The sequence below is a fragment of the Lysinibacillus sp. IITD104 genome, from assembly GCF_036698265.2.
GTDB lineage: Bacteria > Bacillota > Bacilli > Bacillales_A > Planococcaceae > Lysinibacillus > Lysinibacillus boronitolerans.
Genome location: NZ_JBAHYH020000001.1, coordinates 1,234,263 through 1,247,833, shown reverse-complemented (window position 1 = coordinate 1,247,833; position 13,571 = coordinate 1,234,263). Strand labels below are relative to the sequence as shown.

At 37.8% G+C, this 13,571-nt stretch carries 11 protein-coding genes; 1 reads left to right on the top strand and 10 read right to left on the bottom strand.

The window, feature by feature from the left end; genetic code table 11:
• Positions 1-22 precede the first annotated feature (22 nt).
• Positions 23-1,027, bottom strand: a complete 1,005-nt coding sequence (gene ccpA / locus V1L66_RS06370; RefSeq protein WP_008176748.1) for a catabolite control protein A — start codon at positions 1,025-1,027, stop codon at positions 23-25.
• Between the two features lie 174 nt (positions 1,028-1,201).
• Positions 1,202-2,287 (bottom strand): bifunctional 3-deoxy-7-phosphoheptulonate synthase/chorismate mutase, encoded by a 1,086-nt coding sequence (locus V1L66_RS06365; RefSeq protein WP_036078406.1) that lies wholly within the window; start codon positions 2,285-2,287, stop codon positions 1,202-1,204.
• Between the two features lie 173 nt (positions 2,288-2,460).
• Here V1L66_RS06365 and pilM point away from each other — a divergent pair, with 173 nt between their 5' ends.
• The gene (gene pilM, locus V1L66_RS06360; protein ID WP_016995596.1) at positions 2,461-4,614 is read left to right on the top strand and encodes a pilus assembly protein PilM; all 2,154 of its coding nucleotides are present in this window, start codon (positions 2,461-2,463) and stop codon (positions 4,612-4,614) included.
• A gap of 52 nt (positions 4,615-4,666) precedes the next feature.
• On the opposite strand, the gene V1L66_RS06355 is transcribed toward pilM, so the two are convergent.
• From V1L66_RS06355 to V1L66_RS06320, 8 genes are all read right to left on the bottom strand, one after another.
• The gene (locus V1L66_RS06355; protein WP_016995595.1) at positions 4,667-5,167 is read right to left on the bottom strand and encodes a YtxH domain-containing protein; all 501 of its coding nucleotides are present in this window, start codon (positions 5,165-5,167) and stop codon (positions 4,667-4,669) included.
• A 135-nt stretch (positions 5,168-5,302) separates the two neighbouring features.
• Positions 5,303-5,806 (bottom strand): DUF948 domain-containing protein, encoded by a 504-nt coding sequence (locus tag V1L66_RS06350; protein WP_016995594.1) that lies wholly within the window; start codon positions 5,804-5,806, stop codon positions 5,303-5,305.
• A 109-nt stretch (positions 5,807-5,915) separates the two neighbouring features.
• Complete coding sequence (murC, locus tag V1L66_RS06345) at positions 5,916-7,229, bottom strand: UDP-N-acetylmuramate--L-alanine ligase (protein WP_312123731.1); 1,314 nt, start codon at positions 7,227-7,229, stop codon at positions 5,916-5,918.
• Positions 7,230-7,458: 229 nt separating this feature from the next.
• Entirely contained in the window at positions 7,459-10,611 is a 3,153-nt protein-coding gene (locus tag V1L66_RS06340; protein WP_333005442.1) for a DNA translocase FtsK, read from the bottom strand.
• A gap of 262 nt (positions 10,612-10,873) precedes the next feature.
• Positions 10,874-11,488, bottom strand: coding sequence for a YtpR family tRNA-binding protein (ytpR, locus tag V1L66_RS06335; RefSeq protein WP_016991774.1), 615 nt, complete (start codon positions 11,486-11,488; stop codon positions 10,874-10,876).
• 2 nt (positions 11,489-11,490) lie between these two features.
• Positions 11,491-12,309, bottom strand: coding sequence for a DUF1444 domain-containing protein (locus tag V1L66_RS06330; RefSeq protein WP_016991775.1), 819 nt, complete (start codon positions 12,307-12,309; stop codon positions 11,491-11,493).
• A gap of 70 nt (positions 12,310-12,379) precedes the next feature.
• Positions 12,380-12,898: a hypothetical protein gene (locus V1L66_RS06325; RefSeq protein WP_016991776.1), complete on the bottom strand. Its 519-nt coding sequence runs from the start codon at positions 12,896-12,898 to the stop codon at positions 12,380-12,382.
• Between the two features lie 94 nt (positions 12,899-12,992).
• On the bottom strand, positions 12,993-13,514 hold the full coding sequence (locus tag V1L66_RS06320) for a DUF84 family protein (RefSeq protein ID WP_016991777.1): 522 nt from the start codon (positions 13,512-13,514) through the stop codon (positions 12,993-12,995).
• Positions 13,515-13,571: the final 57 nt, after the last annotated feature.

The window sequence follows — 13,571 nt, the reverse complement described above, 5'->3', positions numbered from 1 at the left end:
GCGATTTACGTGTTAGGTATCATTATTTACTTTTGACAGATTGTCGATGTTCAATACGGTGTGGTAAAATGACCGCCTCATCCTCGACAGGTTCCTTACTCATTAATTTTGTCAGCAGGCGCATTGCAACAGCCCCAATATCGTAAAGCGGTAGCGCGACACTTGTTAGCTGTGGGCGAACCATTCGTGCTAACTTAGAGTTCTCAAAGCTGATAACTTCAATATCCTCTGGAACATTTTTGCCCGCATCTTGAGCGCCATGAATTAAACCGATGGCCAATTCATCACTTCCTGCAAAATAAGCAGTTGGTGGCTGTTCAAGAGCAGATAAAATCTCCCAAGCCTCTAAGCCCATATCATAGCTGGACTCTTCTGCGGCAATTAATGCCTCGTCTATTGGTAAACCAGCATCCTGCAATGCTTTCTTATAGGCTGCTAGCTTGAATTTTCCGTTAATTGTATACGAAAGTGGGCCAGTTACGAAACCAATCCGTGTATGGCCATTTTGAATAAGTAATGAAATAGCTTCATAAGCCGCCTGGAAATAATCGATATTCACAGTTGCAATTGTTTGAGATTCATCCACAGAGCCTGCAAGCACAATTGGTACTGGCGAATGATCCATCGTTTGCTGCATTTTTTCTGTAACCTCATCACTCATCATCACAATACCATCAACCTGTTTTCCAAGCATGGTATCCAGTAGCTGTAACTCTTTATCTTCATGTTGATCTGAGTTGGCTAAAATAATATTATAACGATACATTGTGGCAATATCCTCTACACCACGAGCCAGCTCCGCATAAACATTGTTTGCAATATCTGGGATAATCACGCCAACTGTTGTTGTTTTCTTACTTGCTAAACCTCGCGCTACTGCGTTTGGTCGGTATTCTAATCGTTCAATTACTTCTAGTACTTTTTTTCGTGTTGCTGGTTTTACGTTTTGATTACCATTGACTACACGAGAGACCGTTGCCATAGAAACATTTGCTTCTCTTGCAACATCATAAATTGTAACAGTCATCGTACGTGCCTCCCTTTTTTCCTATTATAGCCTTATCATACGATAATTTTCATATTATTTTCAAGAAGAACTACGTAAAAACCAAGTACTAATAGTCCTATTCTAGACATTATTTTGTCACGATATAACAAACACCGCCTGCCGAAGTAAGCAAGCGGTGTTCGCTGTTAACAATTAAGCATGAATTTCATGATTTTTCATGAATTTTTGTAGTGTTTCATAGAATGCGTCAAATGTTGGGATGTCCATTTGTTGTTGTGAGTCAGACAATGCAACAGATGGATCTGGATGCACTTCTGCCATGACGCCATCAGCACCGATTGCAATAGCTGCTTTGGCACATGGTAATAATAAATCACGACGTCCTGTTGAATGTGTAACATCTACGAATACTGGCAAATGCGTTTCTTGTTTTAAAACTGGTACGGCTGAAATATCTAATGTATTACGAGTTGCTTTTTCATAAGTACGGATACCACGTTCACAAAGGATAATGTTTTCATTTCCTTTAGACATAATGTACTCTGCTGCATGAATGAACTCATCAATTGTTGCAGCTAAACCTCGTTTTAATAGAACAGGTTTATTTGTTGCACCTGCTGCTTTTAATAATTCAAAGTTTTGCATATTACGTGCACCGATTTGGATGACATCAATATAATCCAATGCTTCCTCTAAATGACCTGGTGTCACGATTTCTGTAATAACAGCTAAACCATATTCCTCTGACACACGTTTTAAGATTTTCAGACCTTCTAATCCAAGACCTTGGAAGTCATAAGGAGAAGTACGAGGCTTATAAGCACCACCACGAATTAGCTTCTCACCTTTTGCTTTAATAGAAGCGGCAACTGCTGCTACTTGCTCATACGATTCAACCGCACAAGGACCGAATACGAAAGATGGCTTTCCTTGTCCAATTAATTCACCATTGATATTAATAATTGTATCTTCTGATTTCTTTTTACGAGATACTAGCAACTCTTTCTTTTTATCAGCTTCAAGTTGTTTTAAAGCTGTTTTAAAGATTTGCTTAAATATATAATCAACCGTCATTTGGTTTAATGGACCTTGATTGTGTTCTTTAATAAGATCAAGCATGTGTCTTTCACGCAGTGGATCATAGCGATTCACACCTTGTTTTTCTTTAATTTTACCGATTTCATCAACTACAGCTGCACGTTCATTAATTAGACGAAGAATTTCTAAGTTTAAACCGTCTATTTGACTACGTAAGCTTTCTAAATCTTTTTGGCTCATGCTTTCTTGCTCCTCTCCTCATGACAGACACTTTCAGAACTCTGAAATGTATGTTACATTTTTAGATAATAGCATTATTATAATCAATGTTGTTCAGAATGTCACGCATTTTTAATTTAGCGCTTCAACTCGCTAAATTATTTTCAAGTATGACGCGAAAGGAAGCGATTACATTGAGTTCTAAATTATTCGCACTTGATATTGGCACACGCTCAGTGGTCGGGATTATTCTCCAAGAAGAAAATGACCATTTTCATGTGGAAGATATTTTAGTAAAAGAGCATAAAGAACGTGCCATGGTAGATGGACAAATACATAATGTCATGTATGTGGCAGATTTAATTAATGAAATAAAACGTGAACTTGAAGAGAAACACGGGCCGCTCACAAAGGTAAGTGTTGCTGCAGCAGGTCGATCTTTGAAAACTGAACAAGCGAGTGTGACCATCAATATACGTAATCGACCTATTTTTACTGAAGAAGATATTAGTCGCTTGGAACTTCAGGCTGTTCAACAAGCACAGCAGCAACTTTTGCAACAGAAAGAGGATGCAAAAATTAGCCATTATTATTGTGTAGGCTATTCAGTCCTGTATTATCGCTTGGATGGCGAGGAAATTGGAAGCCTGTTGGATCAACAAGGAGATGAAGCCCAAATCGAAGTGATTGCAACGTTTCTGCCTCGGGTAGTGGTGGAATCACTGATTGCCGCTCTTAAACGAGCTGATTTAGAGATGGAAGCATTGACGTTAGAACCGATCGCTGCCATTAATGTGTTGATTCCTCCAACGATGCGTCGCTTAAATGTGGCACTTGTTGATATAGGAGCAGGAACATCGGATATTGCCATTACGGATAAAAGTACAGTTGTGGCTTACGGCATGGTACCAACAGCTGGCGATGAAATAACAGAAGCTTTAAGCGACTACTATTTGCTAGACTTCCCTGTAGCCGAAGAGGCTAAACGTCAACTACAAACCTCTGAAGAGATATTGATTCAAGATATTCTAGGCTTTGATCAGTTCTATCCTAAGGAAGAAGTTTTTTTAGCAATTGAACCTGCAGTAAAACAGTTGGCGAAGTCTATCGGAGAAGAAATTTTACGACTCAATAACCGAGTAGCACCCAAAGCCGTTATGCTGGTTGGTGGAGGTAGCTTAACACCCAACCTAACTACAGAACTAGGTCAAGTTCTAGATTTACCAGCTAATCGTATTGCTGTTCGAGGTATTGATGCTATTCAAAACTTAACAAAAGAAGAACACATTAAAGCCTCACCTGAATTAGTCACGCCTATTGGTATTGCCATTGCTGCTAAAAAGATGCCGATTCAATATATGAGTTTAACAGTCAATAATCAAGTGGTTCGCCTTTTTGAACTAAAAGAAATGACTGTGGCTGATGCCTTTCTAGCTGCAAATATTCGCGCAAAGCAATTATATGGAAAACCAGGGCATGGGCTATCGATCAGTGTTAACGGACAGGACATTTTTATACCAGGTGGGCATGGCCAGCCTGCTGAAATATTGGTAAATGGACAACAGGCATCAACAAAAAGCCTGATTAAAACTGGAGATGCCATTCAGTTAATAGAAGGCCAAGATGGGCAGCAGGCGACGGCTACAGTAAGAGATCTTATCGATGATGCAGCAATAAAGACAGTGACAATCCAAAACACCAAATATGTGATTGAGCCAAAAATTACAGTCAATAGCTCTTCTGCATCACTCGATACAGTTTTAAATGATCGTGATACCGTCGTTTTTGATATAGCCGAAACAATTGAGGATGTATTTAAAATCACTAATAATTGGCATTTATTAAAGCAATTTGAATCCTATACGATTCAAGTTGATGGACAACCTTTATATTTACCAGAATTTTCTCCACAGCTAATGATTAATGGAAAGGTAGCCAAATTGAGCTATGCTGTAAAAAATGGGGACGTGATAAGCTTCCACCAACCATCTCTACCAACCGTACAACATATCGCGGACCACATGAATCTTTTGCTAGAGGATAAAATCATCATTCATTTCCAACAGGAAGTTTTAGAATTAAAGAAGACTGCAAATGAAGCGATTGTTAATAAAATGGTTGTGTCACCACAGTCCACTGTACACAATGGAGCGACTTTAGTATTTAAAGAAAAGGATCGCAGTCGTTGGATCTATCAAGATGTTTTCCGCTTCTCTAATTGGCAGCTACCGAGTGCCTTTAAGGGGAATTTTACGATTTTAAGAAATGGTCAGCCAGCGAGCTTTGATACAGAAATATTTGGTGGAGATCAATTAGAAATAATATTAGAAGCTACACCTATCATTTAAAAAAGGGATACGTTACAACTTTATCTTGTAACGTATCCCTTTATATTATGCATTATGCACGTACTTCTTCATTTGTTTCTTCTTTTTGATCTGCTTTTTCTGTCTTTTCTTCAGCTTTTGGTTCCTCACTTGGCATGTAATCCTCTAATGGTTCTTCCCCTTCAAAGGAAACCGTACCATCATCAAAAACAGTTGGTGCTTTTGCCGTTTTTAGTGTTTTTACTTTCTCTACTAATTGTGTAGATTGCTCTTGAATTTGTTTAGAAAGTTGAACTGTTTTATCTTTTGCAGTTGTCGAGAAGTCTGCGCTCTTATCTTTTAGCTGAACAGCTTGTACTGCCACATCACTGCGTAAATCTTTTCCTGATTTTGGAGCTAACAGTAGACCTGCCGCGGCCCCTACGATTCCACCAACTAATGCGCCAATCACAAAATCCTTCATGTTTACACGCTCCTCTTCATAAATAGAGTCTTGCGGATGATAAAGCTGAGGCAAAGAACTTTCAAGCTGCTGTTCCTTCACTTCGTTAAAATTTGGCTTTTGAGTTGTCATGCAACAATTCCTCCCCATCTAATTATCAAATTTGTCTAGACTGGTTGTCCATCTACTTTCACAGATGCATCTTCAACTTATATGTCTAAGACTTTATTTTTATTCAGCCAGCATGGAATACTCACTGAATAATTATCATTTTTTACGACCCCATTTTCTTTTTGGTGTTTCTTCTACTTGCACAGTTTCAAATGCATAGGCATCTGGTGATACCGATTCCTGCTCGATGATTTTGCGTTTTTTCCATTTATCCGCAATACCCATCGCAACATTACTCCATTGTACAACTTGTGCAATTTTTTCTTCGTTTTGTTCTACGCTTTTAGAAACAGAAGTAGTAATCTGCTGAACAGAATTATTTAAACCATTAACGGAGTCACCAATACCTTTAACAGCTTGAACCACTGAATTTAATTGTTCAGATTTATGTTGAATATCCTCTGCTAAGCTATTTGTTTTTGATAATAAGGACGTTGTTTCGCGTGTAATGCCTTCCATTTGGCCTTCAATCCCAGATAATGTTCCAGCTAAGCTGTTTAGGATGGACTTAAGCGAGAATAATGTCATGCCCACGCTCACACATAAAATTAAAAAACCGATTGCAGCAATAATGGCTGCAATATACAAAATCACTTCCATAAGTTGACCTCCTGCTAGTAAATTGTCTTTACTATTACTTTCCCTATCTTCGACAAAAAAAACGGAATTCCTGCTTAAATTTGAGAAAAAACAGCTTAACCCCTACGGACTAAGCTGTTTCATTGTTTTTAAGCACGTTTTCAAAAGCATCTTGGAACTTGTGAACATCACCAGCGCCCATAAATAAGAATACAGCGCCATTATGTTTTGTTAATATATCAATTCCTTCAGTGGTAATCACTGCACTGCCTTCAATAAGTGACGCTAAATCATGGATAGAAAGCGCGCCTTGCGTTTCTCTCGCAGAGCCAAATATATCACATAAATAGGCTGTATCTGCAAGGCTCAAACTATCCGCAAAATCTTGTAAAAAAGCTTGTGTACGTGTAAATGTATGTGGTTGGAAAATCGCAACTAGCTCACGGTCAGGGAATTTTTGGCGTGCTGATTGAATCGTCGCGCGAATTTCCGTTGGATGGTGTGCATAGTCATCTATTAAAACATTATCCCCTATATCGGTCTCAGTAAAACGTCTTTTTACACCTTTATATGTGTGTAAACGCTCCTGAATAATATCTGGAGAAATGCCTTCATATTCACATAGCGTAATAACCGCCAATGTATTTAAAACAGCATGATCTCCAAATAATGGGATAAAGAAAGTACTATAAAATTCATTACGTACAAAAACATCAAATGTTGTACCCTCAGTTGTTTTTTCAACATTACGTGCTTCAAAATCATTTTCAGCACCAAATCCATAATACACAACTGGTACTTTTGCTTGAATACGCTGAAGCTGTTCATCATCACCACATGCTATAATTGCTTTTTTCACTTGTAATGCTAATGATTGAAATGCAGAATATACGTCCTCTATATTAGCAAAGTAGTCTGGATGATCAAAATCGATGTTCGTCATCACAGCATAATCAGGATTATATGCTAAAAAGTGACGGCGGTATTCACACGCCTCCATCACAAAGAAATCAGCATTTTCATGACCTGCACCAGTACCATCACCAATTAAATAAGATGTTGGTTTATAGCCACCTACCACATGTGCCATTAAACCAGTCGTAGATGTTTTACCATGTGCACCTGTGATGGCAATGGATGTATAGTTGCCAATATATTCACCTAAAAATTTATGGTAACGAATGACTTCTACACCGATTTCTCGAGCACGTACTAATTCAGGATGATCATCAGAAAATGCATTACCTGCGATCACTGTCATACCTTCTTTAATATTATCTGCATTAAATGTAAAAATTGGAATATTACGTTCACGTAACGGTTGCTCCGTGAAGAAATATTTATCGACATCTGAGCCTTGTACTTGTTCACCAGCATCAAATAAGATTTGTGCAAGCGAACTCATGCCAGAACCTTTAATGCCTGTGAAATGAAAAACTGTCATTAATTAAACCCCCCGGGAATTTCAATATCCCATCTATCATCTATTAGGTGTATCGTATTATTTCACGAATGGTTAGGTATTAATACCTTCACAAGTGTTAAAAAATACGTACTATTCAACACATCTTGTCTATTATAGCACTTTTTATGCACAAGGATAGATGTGTAACTTTTCTAAAAAAACTAAATTCGACGTAAATTAGATAATCTAGACGAAAACAATGCAATTCTTATTCAAACATAGTAATTAAATCTTCTTCTGTAATGTAACTTTCACGTGGCTTACTTCCTCTTGCTTCTGAAACAAAACCATGTGATTCTAACATGTCAATTAAACGAGCAGCACGATTATAGCCAATATGATACTTTCGTTGAATCAATGAGGTAGAAGCCCCCCCTTGCTCATAGACAAATCGGCAAACATCTTCAAATAAATCGTCCTGTTCTGCAGAAACCTCTGTTTTCTTTAATAATTCCTCTTGATCGAAAATATAATCAGGTTCACCCTGTTCACGAACATGCTCAATAATCGATTCAATTTCATCATCTGTAACAAAAGTTCCCTGCAAACGCACTGGCGCTGACATACCGTTACCTAAATATAGCATATCCCCTCGACCAAGTAACCTTTCTGCTCCCTGCCCATCTAAAATGGTACGAGAATCAATTTGAGAGGAAACAGCAAAGGCAATACGTGTAGGAATATTTGATTTGATTAACCCTGTAATAACATCCACAGAAGGTCTTTGCGTTGCAACAATTAAATGAATACCACATGCACGTGCCTTTTGAGCAATACGGCAAATGGCCTCCTCTACATCTGCTGGAGACATCATCATTAAATCAGCTAACTCATCAATGACAATTAAAATATAAGGCAACTTTAGGCTATGTTCCTTATTTTTATCCGCTATGGCGTTATACCGTGTAATATCACGTGCACCTGCATGAGCAAAGAGCTGATAGCGACGCTCCATTTCCTCTACTGCCCATTTCAGCGCAGCCGTTGCCGCCTTTACATCTGTAATGACAGGACTAACTAAATGCGGAATATGGTTAAATGGCGCCAGCTCTACCATTTTAGGGTCGATCAGCATGAGTTTTAGCTCGTGTGGTGCAGCTTTATATAATAAACTAACCAAAATAGAATTAATACAAACGGATTTACCTGAACCCGTTGCACCAGCAATTAAACCATGTGGCATTTTACGTAAATCTAACGTAACAGGCTTTCCAGTCAAATCAAGTCCTAGTGCTGCTTCTAATGGTGAATCTGACTCAACGAAGGAGGCACTATTTGTTACCTCAGATAAGCGAACAGCTCGTGATACTCGATTTGGAATCTCAATACCGATCGAGCTTTTCCCAGGAATGGGTGCTTGAATACGAATATCCTTTGCTGCTAAGGCAAGTTTTAGATCATCTGCTAAGTTTCGAATTTTACTAACCTTTGTACCATGGCTCACCGTTATTTCAAATTGAGTAACAGCAGGGCCTTGCATAATCGATTCAATTTGCGCAGAAACTTGGAAATAAGATAGTGCTTCGACTAATGTGTCGCCCTGTTGCTCCATCCAATCCGTATCCTGTGTTTTTTCCTCTGGTGGCTCTAGGTATTCATCCGTAGGCTTTTGATAGACGTGTACAGGCTTTGCTGGTATCTCAGCTTCCACTACTTGTGGTACTACTTGATTCTCAACAGATTCTACTGGAACATACTCTACAATATCTGAAACTACTTCAGGTTCGATAGCTAGTTCTGGTTCTGATACTTGTTCCAGTTCTGAAGCTAGTTCAAGTTCTGGTTCTAACTCGAGTTCTGGTTCTAACTCAAGCTCTGGCTCAATAGTTGCAGAAATTTCAGCAGCAGCTGCTTTTTCGATTTCTATTCGTTCATTTGTTGAGATATCTGGCATTGATGTAACAGGAGCCATTGTAATCACAGCCACAGGCTCTTGAGTACTGCTTTTTGAAGTAACATTTTCTACATCATCAAGTTGCACTGGGAAATCTATTTTCGATTGAACATTCTCTGTGATATGCAAATCATGATCATCTTCTGGTTGTGAGACGTATATTTCATTTGTTGTCATGCTGTCTAAGGACGAAGATTTTTCTACCGTCACATCCACTAGTTTGTTTTTCTCTGTTTCTGGCTCGCTCTCTACACGTAGAGGCTGCTGAGCCATCTTCAATTGCTGTTGGATTCTCCATTTTTCTTTATCTGTTTTTAACATTAGTACATTAAATGGAATTCGACTTTTTTCTTCTCTCGATGCAGTATCAGGAGATTGGTCATCCATTGACGGTTGAACGACAGTAACTTCTCCAATATGGATCGTAGAATTTTCAATTTGAACTTGTTCCACAATCATTTCTTTGACATGGATTTCAGACTGATCTGCTGAAAGCTGTTGAACTGTTTGATCTTGCCCAACAGCTTCCTTCACTTGCTCGTCAAACTCCATAGCAAAAGAAGTCGTTTGAGGTACAGCTACATTTGACAATAAATCTTCCTTATCATCGTTCTCTTCAACTAACACTTCTTCCTCAAAAATAATTGGTTCATTTACTGTCGATAGCTCTTTCGGTTGAATGATTGCATGGTGCTCTGTTACAACCGTTTGGTTTGTGCTAGCCGGCTCTTTTTCTTCTATTATATTTTCATTTACCTCATTTGTTGTCGCTTCTTTTAAAGGCTTTGCAACAGTTACCTTTTCAACTGCCTGTACATCGGTTTCTTGCTTCTCATATTCTTCTTTTCTTTTATCTAATAATTCTTTGATTGGACTTGGTTTTGCAAAACCATAGACAGGTGAAGGCACATCTGTTGGAACAAATCGTTTGCGATTCTCTGGTACAATATTTTCAACTTTTTGTTCTTTTCGCTGACTCTTTTCTTTTGGTGTAGGTGCAGTCATAGGCTTTAAATTAGCTGTTTCATTTTGTGCATCTCGAAACACTAAGCTTGCTCTTGAACGAAATTCTTGTTCTAAAGGCTGACTTTTCATCATTGTTTTTCGACCTGTACGTTTAGAGCGATTTGCTAGTAAATCCCGAATTCCTGAAACCTCTACATCATAAACACTAGAATCGACAATATGATGATTTAAATGCTTTGGTAACGATAAATCCCGAATTTGTCCATAATCATCATCTTCCATTTGATCAAACATGTCTTTTGAGGACGTGTAGGATGTCTCACCTTCATCATCGTCAATCAAAGGGAAACGGAAAGTCTTTTGCTTAGCGATTGTTGGTTCTTTTTGTGTATGTAATTGCTCCGACTGAACTTCTCCATAATCCTCATAATATTCTTCATACTCATAGTCTTCATCATCTTTATTAATAAATTTACTAATTTGTTTTTTAAACCAGTTCACTTCGTTTCACTCATTTCTCTTACACTTCATTTATAGCATTGTCTAGTTTTAAATTATTCAATAGCTCAATGTCTACACCAAAAAGCATACCATAAAAACGGTCTTGAAACTTGCATTTAGAGGCTCATTCTAAACAAAAAAATCGTTATGCTACTAGCATATTAGTAACATAACGATTTAGGGCATTTAACCTTGATACAAGGAATAATATCATGATAAAACATTTAAATTTTAATAATTTCTTTTTTAAATAGAGGGATTTTTATTTAGTTGGTGCTTCAAAAGCACTACCTACAATAGCATCCTCAGGTAATACTAAAATTCCTTTTTCAGATGGAGCATTAGGAATCGCTAATTCACGTGCTGAACAAAGCATGCCGTAAGACTCAACACCGCGTAAATTTCCTTCTTTAATAAGCATACCTGAAGGCATTACGGCACCAATCTTCGCTACAACTACCTTCTGACCAGCTTCAACATTAGGGGCACCACACACAATTTGTAATATCTCATCTCCAACATTCACTGAACAGATGCTCAATTTGTCAGCATTAGGATGCTTGTCCTTTGTTTCTACATATCCAACCACAAATTTTGGTGAAAAATCAACATCAAGATTAATATTAGCTCCATTTTTTTCGATTGCCACTGCTAGCTGTGCTACTAATTCTGGTGTCACTTCTACTAAGCCTTTTGCATCTGTTTGGATGTAACTGCTCGCATTAAATAAATTAAAGGCTTTAATTTCTCCCGTTTGAGCTTCCTTTAAAATAGCAATATCACCAGCACGTTCTACTTCCGTTTTCACAATAGCCTCTGTTGCTAGTTGAACTAGTAAGACATCTCCTACATGCTCTTTGTTGTAAAATACATTCATTGTTATTCTTGCTCCTTTTTCACTCTGTTTTTTGCTAAGATAAAGATCGGTTCTAGTTCCCCATCTTCATAAATAAAAGATAATGACGTAATCGGTACAGTCCCGACTGCAAAGAAATGCATGGTCATCTGTGCTAATACATCATACCCTGTTTCATTACGAATATCACCTATAATTAATACATCTTGATGCGGCACAGATAGTGTCATATCGCCCTCCACTTGTGCCTGCATTTCTTTTAAGAAGCTCTCATTTAAAATCCGGCTAGCATCATAGCCATCATTCACATTGACAAAATAAAAAATATTACCTGCTACTTCATCTTTTTTATAGGCGGTTGGTAGTTGTTTCACCGAAAAGCGTGCCATTTCTCGAATTTGTTCTACAGTTAATTGTAAGGCTTCTAGCATAGATTCATCAATAAAGCGATAGGTTTTACCTAAATCGAGCGCATAAAAGACGCGCGTTTCAGCTGTATGCTCAGTTGTAATAAAGGCATGCCCTTCTTTCGATGCCTGTGGATAAGAAGTGGCACGAATTACGGGATAAATATGTGTAGTCGTTTGGAAACCCTGTTCCTTTTCTTGTACCATCGCGTTAAAGGTTTGCTCAATTGTATATAAAACTTCTTCAATCGCCGACTCTTGCTTCTCATTATATTTTGCTAAGATCCCAGGTAAGGAGAGCTCCATCCCTTTTCCAATCGTCTTATGATTCAAGCGTAATTTATCGTACTTTTTATCAAAATGAAATTCATATTTCTCTTCAGTTAATTGCTTTTTTAATAGCTCGACTAGTTGTTCAGACTTCATTTGCTTCATCTTTTTCACATCCTAACTTCAAAATGAAACGGCTCACATGTTTGTGAACCGTTCTGTTCAATCCTTCTATTTACTTCATCTTAACCGAATGAACGATTTTCGTCATCTCACGCAAATTATTTTCAATTTGTTTAGCCTTTGAAATGGTTGACATCTTCACACCACCGCTACTAACAATGAGCTCCATTTCATTTTCTTGGTCCGTTTTTAGAACCGCTGTGAAACCAAAACGACCATCCTTATCAAAAGTCGACTCTTCGATAATTTTGTCCGCCTCATTTTCTTTTAAAAGACTATAATAAAGTTTACTGTCTTGTGCTTCACGATCATTGATAAAAAGAATGTAGCTTTCTTTTCCTTTTGAAATTACAATATTATAAGCATCTGAACTGTCTTCAACTTTAAAGTTTGAAGGTAAGTATAATTTGATATCCCCAATTTCTACTGTATGTTCTTCTGGCTCTTCAGCAAAAACCTTCTCCGTTAATTGCAGCCCATTAGCAATTTGATCATCAATAGATTGATTGCAGCCAGAAAGGACAAGAAGTAAAAGCATTAGGCCAATTGCTCTTAGCCATGAAAATAGCATATCTCTCTTCCTTTCACTACTAACTTTTTTCTATTTTAAAAAAATTATTCATAAGATGCAACCTAACTATCCTCTTACCACTAATTCCATTTAACTATTTTTGTGAAAATGTGAACAAATATTGACCAACTAAAAGCGAGACAATATGCTCAAACATCATCTGTCTACTTACTAAACCTTGCGTAAAAATACCTACAGCACCTGCACCCTGACGAATATCTCGACGCTTTGTATATTGCTCCATAATCGGTCCAAGTTCTCCACCAGTTCTTATTTCCTGGGCAATTTCTTTGGGCAGTATAATTTGTGCGCCAGCAGCTGTAAATGTTGTTCCGTCTGACACTGTTAATGCACCCCAGTTACAAACATACATTTCATCATCAATTTCAGTTACGCCACCTTCTAAGCCAAATGATAATTCTGCATCCGTTAAAATCAATGCGTTTTTAGCACGATTCATTGCTCCTAATCTAGTTTCTTCATTACTGATCGGTTGATCTGATACTTCTGAAGCAGCTTTGACATGAGTAAAGAGAGAATCCTCAAAGTATTTTCGAGCAATTACTTCAACTGCTTCTGTTTTGGCTTTATTAGTTGTGCCAATTGCTATCTTCATCTAATCCCCACTTTCTTTCCATAGAAAAAGATGCCTCTAAAAGGCATCTTCCTTGCT

Bases quoted from the DNA above. Each gene is read 5' to 3' on its own strand.
- V1L66_RS06320 (WP_016991777.1), bottom strand. From the start codon at position 13,514: ATGAAGATAGCAATTGGCACAACTAATAAAGCCAAAACAGAAGCAGTT.
- V1L66_RS06355 (WP_016995595.1), bottom strand. From the start codon at position 5,167: ATGACAACTCAAAAGCCAAATTTTAACGAAGTGAAGGAACAGCAGCTT.
- V1L66_RS06325 (WP_016991776.1), bottom strand. From the start codon at position 12,898: ATGCTATTTTCATGGCTAAGAGCAATTGGCCTAATGCTTTTACTTCTT.
- V1L66_RS06350 (WP_016995594.1), bottom strand. From the start codon at position 5,806: ATGGAAGTGATTTTGTATATTGCAGCCATTATTGCTGCAATCGGTTTT.
- V1L66_RS06330 (WP_016991775.1), bottom strand. From the start codon at position 12,309: ATGAAGCAAATGAAGTCTGAACAACTAGTCGAGCTATTAAAAAAGCAA.
- ccpA (WP_008176748.1), bottom strand. From the start codon at position 1,027: ATGACTGTTACAATTTATGATGTTGCAAGAGAAGCAAATGTTTCTATG.
- ytpR (WP_016991774.1), bottom strand. From the start codon at position 11,488: ATGAATGTATTTTACAACAAAGAGCATGTAGGAGATGTCTTACTAGTT.
- V1L66_RS06365 (WP_036078406.1), bottom strand. From the start codon at position 2,287: ATGAGCCAAAAAGATTTAGAAAGCTTACGTAGTCAAATAGACGGTTTA.
- murC (WP_312123731.1), bottom strand. From the start codon at position 7,229: ATGACAGTTTTTCATTTCACAGGCATTAAAGGTTCTGGCATGAGTTCG.